The sequence below is a fragment of the Flagellimonas hadalis genome (genome assembly GCF_007785775.2).
Classification (GTDB): Bacteria; Bacteroidota; Bacteroidia; order Flavobacteriales; family Flavobacteriaceae; genus Flagellimonas; species Flagellimonas hadalis.
The window spans coordinates 214,708-225,601 of the sequence record NZ_VNIK02000007.1 but is presented as its reverse complement, the minus strand read 5'-3'; the positions used below and the strand labels follow the sequence as shown (position 1 = coordinate 225,601).

4 protein-coding genes are annotated in these 10,894 nt (G+C 44.2%); 1 reads left to right on the top strand and 3 read right to left on the bottom strand.

Features of this window, described 5'->3' with window-relative positions; all coding sequences use genetic code 11:
* The first annotated feature begins 311 nt into the window (after positions 1-311).
* Positions 312-1,814 carry an FG-GAP-like repeat-containing protein gene (locus tag FOT42_RS12000; protein WP_151890805.1) on the top strand — a complete coding sequence of 501 codons (1,503 nt, stop codon included), beginning with the start codon at positions 312-314 and terminating at the stop codon, positions 1,812-1,814.
* A 10-nt stretch (positions 1,815-1,824) separates the two neighbouring features.
* On the opposite strand, the gene FOT42_RS11995 is transcribed toward FOT42_RS12000, so the two are convergent.
* The 3 genes from FOT42_RS11995 to FOT42_RS11985 form a co-directional block, all read right to left on the bottom strand.
* Positions 1,825-5,088, bottom strand: a complete 3,264-nt coding sequence (locus FOT42_RS11995) for a VCBS repeat-containing protein (protein WP_226789883.1) — start codon at positions 5,086-5,088, stop codon at positions 1,825-1,827.
* A 368-nt stretch (positions 5,089-5,456) separates the two neighbouring features.
* Positions 5,457-7,178, bottom strand: coding sequence for a RagB/SusD family nutrient uptake outer membrane protein (locus FOT42_RS11990; RefSeq protein ID WP_151890803.1), 1,722 nt, complete (start codon positions 7,176-7,178; stop codon positions 5,457-5,459).
* A gap of 3 nt (positions 7,179-7,181) precedes the next feature.
* Positions 7,182-10,385 (bottom strand): SusC/RagA family TonB-linked outer membrane protein, encoded by a 3,204-nt coding sequence (locus FOT42_RS11985; protein WP_151890802.1) that lies wholly within the window; start codon positions 10,383-10,385, stop codon positions 7,182-7,184.
* Positions 10,386-10,894 lie beyond the last annotated feature (509 nt).

Genomic DNA, 10,894 nt, shown 5'->3' with positions numbered 1-10,894 from the left:
CCGAATGGGACGAGAACGGGAATTTGATTACCTGACCGGAAGGATTGAATGAAACTTCTTTGTGGGCACCTGTGCAATGGGCACCACGGAGGGGATTTGAGTTAGTTTAGTTAATTCGGAGCGGACCTCTTTCAAGGGGTTCGCTTTTTTTGTTGTAAGATGCCTTTGGTGTGGCAAAAGAAAATTGTTCCCATCGAGGTGAAAATGGATTTGGATACAATCAGTTCGAATGCCTTATCTTTCTGATACAGTGTGTTTATATAAATTGGAAGGCAAGGCGAATAATATTATATTGCAGTTAAACAAATTGAATGAGACTTCAATTTTTATTGCTTTGCCTAATCGTTGTATCATGTGCAAAGCCCACCCAGAACCGAGGTGAAAGGTTATATGCTTCCCATTGTGCAAGCTGCCATACAGCCCCTAGAATAGACCATTTGACCAAAGAGCTTTGGGAAAATTCGATTTTGCCGGAAATGGGGGCACGTATGGGGATCAAAGATCCAAACTACGACCCCTATAAAGGATACACCCATGCAGAGCAGTTTGATATCAAACAGGCTGGGATATACAGTCCTATACCCACTATTTCCCAAGAAGACTGGATAAAGTTAAAGGATTATATCTTGGCAAATGCCCCGGATGGGCTTCCCGTGATTCCCAAGAATCCATCAATACAGACCTTGGAACAGTTTGAATTCAAATCCATATCCATTGATAGTGTTCCCGGTGCGGCAATTTCCTTTTTGGGTTATGATGAGGGCAGTCAAAATATTTTGATTGGAAATTTGGATGGGAGTGTGAACACATTTGATTATCTACAGGGCACATCCCAGAACATTTTTAGGGCCCAAAGTGCGGTGACCGCATTTAACCCAACAGATTTAGGGGACATCGTCACTGCTGTGGGGATTTTGAACCCTTCACAACAAAAGGAGGGGGCCTTGTTGCTAAGGAACGAAGTTGCCACGGATACTTTAATCGCGGGACTCCATAGGCCTGTGCATAGCTTGGTGCATGACTTCAATAAGGATGGGCAACTGGAAATTGTGGTCTGCGAGTTTGGCCATTTGACAGGGGAGCTTTCCCTCTTGCAAAAAGATTCCAACGGTATTTACCAAAAGAAGGTATTGATACAGAGCCCAGGATCAATGCGGTCCATCGTTAGGGATTTGGATGGTGATGGCAAGGATGATATTGTGTTCATGAAGGCACAAGGGGACGAGGCCATAATGGTACTCTACCAAAAGGATGATATGACCTTCAGTGCAGATATGTTATTGCGATTCAGTCCTGTGTTGGGCACCAGTTGGTTCGAAATGGTGGATTTTGACGGGGATGGGGATGAGGATATCATCACTGTGCATGGCGACAATGCTGACAAGACCCAAATATTAAAACCGTATCATGGATTGCGGATCCACTTGAACAATGGTGATAATGAATATGAAGAATCCTTTTTCTATCCCATGTACGGTGCCACCAGAAGTGAAACTTTTGATTATGATGGGGACGGGGATTTGGACATAGCGCTCGTTTCCACATTCCCTGACTATGCGGACAGACCTGTAAAGTCTTTTGTCTATCTTGAAAACGCAGGCGGTGATGGGTTTGATTTTACGGAGCGTATCTTACCAAAACAAATTGATGGCAAATGGTTTTTGATGAAGGCCGCCGATGTGGATGCCGATGGGGACCAAGATATCATACTCAGTACTTTCACCTATTATTTTACGCCAATCCCTAAAGATTTGTCCCAAAAATGGAGTGAATCATTGACCGATTTGATGGTGCTGGAAAACACTTTGAAATAGTCCACATAAATTATTCATTTTTGGAAAACACCAGCAGTTTGCCCCTGTTTTGCGTTACCACCACATAAGGTGTACCACCACCTGCTTTTTCCACCAATATCATGTCCTTTCCATCTCCGGGGACTTTGAAACCACTCTCTTCTGCATTTTTGAATTCAAAACCACCTTTGTTGTCACCCACCAATATTCCGCCATTGAAAGCGTCGTACCGACCGATGAACACTTCATTGCCAAAATCATTGCCGATCATCAGCACATTTGCGAAAGCGTCCCCACCTGATGGTGTTGTGATCATACATTTTATGGGTGCCGACTGTGTTTGCCAGGGAAGCTCACCCATACTGAACTGCCCATTTCCATTATTGATGAAATAGCTGGTTTGGTCATGGTTTGCTGCCAGTTCAAAGGTTCCTTCCAGCTCTTCCGGCGTAAAGAGATCATTTTTGTTCGCATTGGCGTATTCCTTAAAGTAGTCAAACTTTTTTCGGAACAATGGACTCTGTCCTATCAGGTCCCCCCAGAAATTTACGGGATAGGAAGTAAAGGTCGAATCTTCAAAACTTTCCCTGAAGTAGGCAAAAAGGATGGGGTCACTAGATCCATTTTTGTCAAAATCCTTCACCAGCATGGTCACGGGTCTTTCTGTTGTGGGACGATAAAAGTTGTTGGCGCCCAAGTTTCCTGCTATGATATCCATATCCCCGTCCCCGTCAAAATCTTCGACCAAAACGCACTCCCACCAACCTGATAGTTGATGGATACCTGTATTTTCCAATGGCTGAAATATTTCTTTTTTGTTCATGAAAACAGAGATGGGCATAAACTCGCCGACCAAAATCAGGTCTTTTAGGTTGTCCCCGTCAAGATCGGCCCATTTGGCATCGGTCACCATTCCAGGGCTTCTGAGATCCTTGCAATAGGTTTCCGTCACATCGATAAGAATACCTTTTTCATTTTTCAACAGATAGCTCTTTTCGGGCGTGGGATATTGTGAAAAAGGCGTGCGTCCACCTACGAACAGGTCCGTATAGCCGTCCCCATCAAAATCTTCTGCCCTGACCACCGATCCACTTGCATTTATTTTGGGCATTTTATCTGTTGAAAGCGTAAAATTTCCCTTGCCATTGTTGATCATCAACCGATCGGTATAGTAAGGGGATTCCAAGTCAAACTCATTGCTGCCGGAAACCAAATACATATCCAGATCACCATCGTTATCCAAGTCAAAAAGCGCAATGCTCGTTTCCTCATGCCCTTTGTTCTTGTCGTCCAGAAACAAGGGCGTGCTGGTAAACGATCCAGATGATTCTTGGAAGAACAGCATGGGGGAGTATCCGGATGAGCTACCAATGATAAAGTCTTCATGGCCATCGCCGTTAATGTCGCCTTTGGCAATGCAGGGTCCATTTTGTGTGAGTTTGTGGGGTAGGGTGCGCTGCACGTTGAAATCGACCTTGTCTTCTTCCTCATGTACATAATCGATTCTCAATTCATCGGAAACTTCCTTATAATTGGGTTTGGATTCCTTTGGAACAAGGGGAAATGCAAGTTGTTGGGAACTGGGCGAAACGGCCTCCCCATGATTGATCGTCAGGATTTGGTTACTTGGAATGTTCTTTAAAGCTTGGAATTTTCCATCAGGCCACAACACTTCAATGGAGGCCATGTTTTGATGGGCGCCCAGACCAAAGTGGGCCATGCCCTGAACAGTGGATAAATAGCCTCTGTTCAACTGATGCTCATAATACTGAAAGCTCCCATCGGCAAATCGGATGGCCACCTTGGTGCCCAATGCTGCCGGATTGGTGGATGGGCCTTTCAGGTCCAACTGAATGTGGTTGTTTTGCCCCTGGTTCTTGTTCTCTGCATTATTCTTGAAAAGGAATGCTTCATCGTTGATATTGTTCACGATATAATCCAAATCACCATCTCCATCCAGATCGGCAAAGGCCGCACCATTTGAGAATGAGGGAATGTTCAACCCCCAGGCTTTCCCTACATCCCTGAACTGGCCATTTCCTTCATTTTTATAGGCATAGTTGGGTATTTTGACCACTGGAATGGAATCCAAAATTTGGGAAGGGCGAAGGTATTTGCGCACGTTGAAGTGAAATTCACCAAAATCAAGATCGGTGATGTCCCGTGGAAAACCATTGGTGATCAATAGATCTTTGAGTCCATCATTATCGGCATCCACGAAGAGGGGAGACCAGCTCCAATCTGTTTTGGCTATTCCGGCCATCAACCCGATCTCACTGAAGGGCATATTGGGCCCTTGGCCCATTTGGAGCATGTTCCTCATGTACTGATAATCATACCCAAACTTGTCATTCATGTAATAATCGTTGTAGCGGCTTTCCTTGATGGTGGTCTTTAGCCTGTAATTGGTTTCGCCCAACATGTCAAGCGTAAGGATATCGAGAAAGCCGTCATTGTTGAAATCTGCGATGTCGGAACCCATGGAGAACTTGCTCTGGTGCTTCACGAACTGGCTTATTTGGTCCGTGAACGTCCCGTCCCTGTTGTTGATATAGAGGATGTCATTGCTCAGGTAATCATTGCTCACATAAATATCCGGCCAACCGTCATAATTCAGGTCGGAAACTGCAATGCCAAGACCATACCCTTCTATGGTGATACCTGCTTCCATGGTAACGTCCGTGAAGGTATTGTCCCCATTGTTCCGATACAGACGGTCATTGCTCAATGAGGAGCCGTCGGTTATCTTCTCCCTATAATTTGCGGGCAGCACGTGTATGTCCACATTGTTGAGCACATACAGATCCAGATGGTCATCTTTGTTATAGTCGATAAAGGCCGCGTTCATGCTATTACCAGTGTCTGCAACACCATACTCCTTGGCCATTTCCTTGAATTTAGGAATGCCATTTTCATCAATGCCCTGATTCACGAAGAGGATATTGGCTTTTTCTTCAGGAGTGGCGTACATGGCCGCACAGATATAGATATCAAGCAGGGAATCGTTGTTGATATCGATCACGGCAACACCCGTTTTCCATTTGTCAGGGGCTCCCACACCAGAAATTTCAGTGACATCCTCAAACTTGAACCCACCTTTATTCAGGTACAGCTTATTGGTCACCTGATTTCCCGTGAAAAAAAGATCTTGACTTCCATCGTTGTTAAAGTCACCCACGGCCACACCTCCACCATTGAAGATGTATTCACTGGTGAGAATGTTGAAGCTGTCGGTCTCAACAATCTGGTTGTTGAATGTGATACCCGAGTGTTTTGAGGAAACCTTTGAGAACAAGGTGTCCTCTTTTTTCTTAGAACAAGAAAGGATCAGTAAAGAGACTAGTGCAATTAAAATATAGCTTTTATTCACTGTGCTGAAGTTTTTACGGGTTGACCAATTTTTTGATAAGATGCTTTTGGTTGCAAGACATCGGGCAATTGTTTGTCCCATAAGTTGGGCTTATTTTATTTGATGGAGATACCTCAGAATTAAAAATACAAATTCCAGTACTGCATTTTTAATTCTCAATGATTAACAATCAACTAATAAGGATTAATTTTTGATTAATGCTGTCCATCTATAATTAAAATAGGTTGCCAATATACATTGACAACCTACCTTACTTAAATCAAAATTAAACTAACTCAAGCTATTATACATTCTTAATATCCGGTATTTTGGGTCAATATACCACCACTTTGGTCTATGGCATTTATTGGAATTGGAAATAGATCGAATTTGGGTTGGTAAGCTTTAAATTTTGTGTCATAACTAGACTGATCAAAATCTTCACCCTCATTTTGGATATAGGTGGTGATAACGTCTTCGGCAACACCCCATCTTCTGAGATCGAACAAACGATGTCCCTCCATGCCCAGTTCCAAGCGACGCTCAAAGCGCACAGCTTGTCTGGCAAAATCCTGATTGGGAAAGGAAGCATAGGGCTCAATTTGATAATTGGCGGCATCAGTGTTCGGGATAGGATTATTATCAGCGTCCAGTGCCTGTACATAAGTCATGTTCTTGGCCCTGTTGCGTACCCTGTTCACGTAATCCAAGGCCATTGGCAGATCCGGAGTAGTTTTCTCCACGGCAGCTTCTGCTGCCATCAGCAATACATCCGCAAACCGCATTACGTTATAGTTGATGCCCGACCAGTCGGAGCCCCAACCACCAATACCACGATTGGCATCCACTTCACCCGCTTGGTACATGTTCTTTTTGGGCAAATAGGGGCCGGAAATATCGCCAAAAGACGCCCTGATCCATTGTTTTCCAGGATTCAGCCCAAAGCCATTATAATCGATTCCCCTTCTTCCTACTGTATAGTCCAGTCTAGGGTCCAATGGTCCTGTATGTGGTGTAAAGGGAGCATCACTGTTGATTCCATAATCGTTTTCAACATCGGTTGCAGCATAGGAATCCAACAAGGGCAAACCGGAACCGTCAGTTTGGAAGGCGTTCACCAAGTCATGGGTAGGCTGGTAAAAACCGCAGCAAGTTTCCAATGGTCCACCACCGGGAAAGTTCAAGGTGCCAGCTCCGTTTCCATTAAAGGAACGGCCTGTATCCGAAGAAAATTGAATGGCGAACATGGACTCGGGACCATTCTCCCCAGCGAAGTTAAAGTTGTTCACAAATTCCTCGTTCAAGGTATATGGCCCATTATTGATCACGTCGTTGAACAACGGAAGTGCCTCATCATATTTTCCTTGGTACAAGTAGGCTTTGCCCAAAAAGGCCTTGGCGACCCAAGAGTTTGCCCTTCCTAGAACAATGTCGTCTCCCAGCTTTTCAATAGCTGCTTGAAAATCTGCTTCAATTTCCGTCCATATAGGACCGGGGTTGGGTTGATTGAATTCTTCATTGACCAAGTTCTCTACAGAAATGAAAGGGACATTGCCCCAAAATTTTTGGAGTTCAAAGTTAAAATACCCCCTGAGGAAAAACGCTTCGCCTTCTTGTTGGGTAAAATCCCCATCCGGGATTTGACTGATAAGATCCAGAACGGCATTGCATCGGTTGACCCCTCCAAACAGGGCACTCCACCTGCCCAAGAACCAGCTGTTTCCGGTTTGCCAATCCAAGGTCTCTACTTGGAACAATGCAGTGTTGTCCCCGTCCTCACTACCACGGTGGGCATCGTCGGAGACCACATCGGTCCACCAGTTGTCACCACCAGCGGCAACACCCTCTCCTTGTCTGTTCACACGTTCTCCATCCATGGCAGAATAAGCGGCGGTAAGTTTAAGGTCAACACCTACAGCAGTCTTCAAATCTTCATCAGGTATATTTCCTGTTGCTGCCTTCTCTGTAAAATCTTCGCTACAGGTCCATAATAAGAGACCGGCAAATATTATTGTATATATTACTTTCTTTTTCATTCTTTAAAATTTTAGATTGACTCCGAAGGAATAAATTGAAGCTAAAGGATAGTTGTTGTCCGAGACACCAATGGTAAGGTTGTCTATGGCTCCACTATCCAAGAATCTTGGTTGTAGTTCAGGATCAAGACCGTCATAACCAGTTATGGTAAATAGATTGGTGCCCTGCAGGTATAACCGTACACTGTCCATGCCCAAAATACTGGATACCTGTTGATTGAAGGTGTAGCCAATCTGAAGGTTTTTCAACCTCATATAGGAACCATCCTCTACAAAGAAGGAGTTTGCCGAACCTTCATTGTTCGTGATGCTTTGGCTTAAAGCGGGCAATTCGGCATCCAAATTGTTTGGTGTCCATGAATCCAGTACCCTTACGCTTCTGTTGGCATCGAAGAAAGTAGGAAAGTCGGTATATACCTTCTCGTTGTTGAATATTTCGTTTCCTTGGGAACCTTGGAAGAAGGCGGACATATCGAAGCCCTTATACCCCAATGTGATGTTGACCCCATAGGTGAAATCGGGGTGGGGCGAACCGATAAAGGTCCTATCGTCATCGTTGATTACGCCATCATCGTTCAAATCCCTGTACCGGAACCTTCCGACCCCATCTGCATCGTTGTCGAACCCTTGATCGGCCGCACTGGCCACTTCGGATTCTGAGGCAAAAATTCCATCCACTATTCTACCATAAAAGGATGATATAGGTTGTCCTTCCTGTGTCCTAGTGACCGTACCAGTGGTTCTAAAACCTCCAAAACCGGTTTGGAATGCGCTGATCAGATCAACAACCTCATTTTTATAGCTGGAGAAATTGATGTCAACCCCATAACTAAAACCAGAATCGGTCTGGTCTGAATAACTCAAGGTAGCATCAACACCTTTGTTCTCAATGGAACCTAGGTTTACATAAGGCGGTGCGGCATCAACGGAAGTGGAACTGTACAAACTGTTGTTCTGGTTGATCAGATCTTTAGTGGTGATGGTGAAATATTCCGCTGAAAGATTCAACCTATTGTCAAAGAAGCCCAGTTCAATACCAAAGTTGGTGGTTTCGCTGGTCTCCCATTTTAGGTTTGGATTTCCGGCTGCGGAGAGGATTGCTCCTTGGGTGGCCCCACCACTGCCGCTATATACGTAATTGGCATATTGCTCGCTTAAAACTGAGAAATTGACGGTTGGGTTGTTCACAGGCAGCGTTTGATTTCCCAATTGCCCCCAAGATCCTTTTAATTTCAATCTACTGAAGAAGGTGTCACTTGGCCAGAAGGCTTCGTTGCTCACCACCCAACCAGCACTGAATGATGGGAAAATATCACTTTTGTTGTCACCAATAAACCTAGATGACTCATCCCGTCTCACAGTCGCCGTCAAAAGATAACGGCCATCATAGTCATAATTGGCGGTCCCGAACAAGGAATACAAGGAAGATGCATTGTCATAGGCATAGGCAACATTCGCTGCACCACCCCCATTGCTCAATAGATAGTATTCGGGTATTTCGAAGAAATAACCTGTCCTGGAAATTTCTTTTCCTTTCCCATGAACATCCAATGCCTCGATACCCACCAGTGCATTGATACTATGGTCGCCAAACGATTTCGTATAGCTCAATGTATTACTCCACACCCATTCGTAGGTGTCTTGATCGGCTTCCGTCAGGGTATTTGTGGAAATAGGTTCAGGAGATTCAGGTATCAACGCCCTAAAGCGCCTATCGTTATAGGCCCTTATGGAACCACCAATGGAGGTTTTGAACTGAAGGCCGTCCAAGATATCCCAAGTGGCGTAGATATCCCCGAACACCCTAAAGGTTTTCCTAAAATCATTTGATTGTCGGGTAGCTTCTGCCACAGGGTTATTGGGGTTGGATAAGCCATTGGAGTTGCTATAGCTGCCCGCAAAGTTTCCTTCTGCATCATAAACAGGGACTAAAGGGGACATCCTCATGGCAAAGTTGTACCACGATTGTCCTCCACTCCTTCGGTCAAAGGAAATATTGGCGTGTTGCCCGATTCTGATTTTCTCCCCAACTTTAAACTCAGAGTTCAATCTCACCGAACCTCTTTTAAACCCCGTATGGATTTGAATACCATCTCGGTTCAAATATCCTGCAGAAAAGAGGAATTTTGATTTTTCGTTCCCGTTCTCCAAGGTAATGGAGGCATTTTGGGTAATCGCGGTCCTATTGATCTCATCCAACCAATCTGTTCCATTTGGCCTTACGTTCATGGTCACAGGAACGTCCCCTTGTATAGTTTGGGGGACAACTGGATTTGCACCATTGCCATATTGAGGGTGGGAAGGTGTACCTCCATCGTTCAAAATACTTTGCCATATCATTTGGCCATGCTGCTGGGGGGTCAACAGTTCGGGCAAATTGGTGGCGATGGAAAACCCTGTGTACATATCCAGCGATACCCTTGCCTTATTCAGGTTATATCCTCCACTTTTGGTGGTGATGATCACAACACCATTGGATGCCCGAGCACCGTAAATGGCGGCGGCACCGTCCTTCAAAACGTTCATTTGTTGGATATCCGCAGGATTTATGGAGTTTAGGATACTGGGGTCATCGGTCTGTACCCCATCTATAATATATAGCGGGTCGTTACTATTGCCTGTTCCATACCCCCTGATACGTACCACTGGAGAAGCTCCCGGAATTCCGTTATTGGTTATGGTGACCCCGGAGACCCTACCCTGAAGTGCTTCGGCCGCATTCACGATGGGTGTCTTGGTGGCTTCTGAAACATCAACCGTTCCGACAGATCCGGTCAACTCACCCCTTGTTTGGGTACCATAACCGGTAACTACCACTTCGTCCAGGGCGGCAGCATCTTCTACCAAGGAAACGTCCACGGTTGGGTTGCCATTAATTGGTACTTCAATGGTCCTAAAACCAACATAAGAAAAAATCAAGGTAGCATCAGAGTCAGCGGTGATGGAGTACTTTCCATCAAAATCTGTTTGCGTACCTGTAGTGGTTCCTTTTACAATGACGTTTGTACCAGGTAAAACGTTTCCAAGATTGTCCACGACCGTACCTGTTACCGTTAGCTGATAGGGAGGTGTGGTTCCATCCAAGTGCGGGATTGCTGATAATGCGGGTTCCCACGTCAAGAGCAATACAAATGACAAAAAAAGGGCTGAAATTGTTTTGATGTGATCAGCCCCCTTTGTCAAGGTCTGATTTTTGTTTTTGTCCATAAAGTTTAGTTTGTTGAGTTAGATTGGAACTGAGCAAGTAGTTCCAATCGATAAACAATATTAATAAAATTTATCAAAAATTTAACACGTATTGTTAACAGATCAAAAAAATAAACTTAAAAAAACATCAATCTGATATTCGTGGAATATGTGTAGATTGAACACTGACGGTAGATAGGCTTATAAAATGCATAGTTTTATAGTATAATTAATTGTGATATGCATAACAATAAATCATTTTATCGATGATTCTGTAACAATTGAATGGGTGATGTAAATAGATTTAAGCATTGGGTATTTTTCAAATCCCATAGGGCCTATTTTGGTAAAACAGTCCTGATAATTGATGATTTATTCACTTGAAAGCAGCTGGAAAAGGGTATGGAGCCTTCAAAATCACCATGTGATTTTTTAGGAATGATGAAACAAAAGAAGGCAAAAAAACCTTGATCAATCCGAGATTATCAAGGTCTTCTGAAACCAATATATTCCTACAATGAATAACGTGA

Excerpts from the sequence above, each read along its gene's own strand:
- FOT42_RS12000 (WP_151890805.1), top strand. The coding sequence starts at position 312 with ATGAGACTTCAATTTTTATTGCTTTGCCTAATCGTTGTATCATGTGCA.
- FOT42_RS11990 (WP_151890803.1), bottom strand. The coding sequence starts at position 7,178 with ATGAAAAAGAAAGTAATATATACAATAATATTTGCCGGTCTCTTATTA.
- FOT42_RS11985 (WP_151890802.1), bottom strand. The coding sequence starts at position 10,385 with ATGGACAAAAACAAAAATCAGACCTTGACAAAGGGGGCTGATCACATC.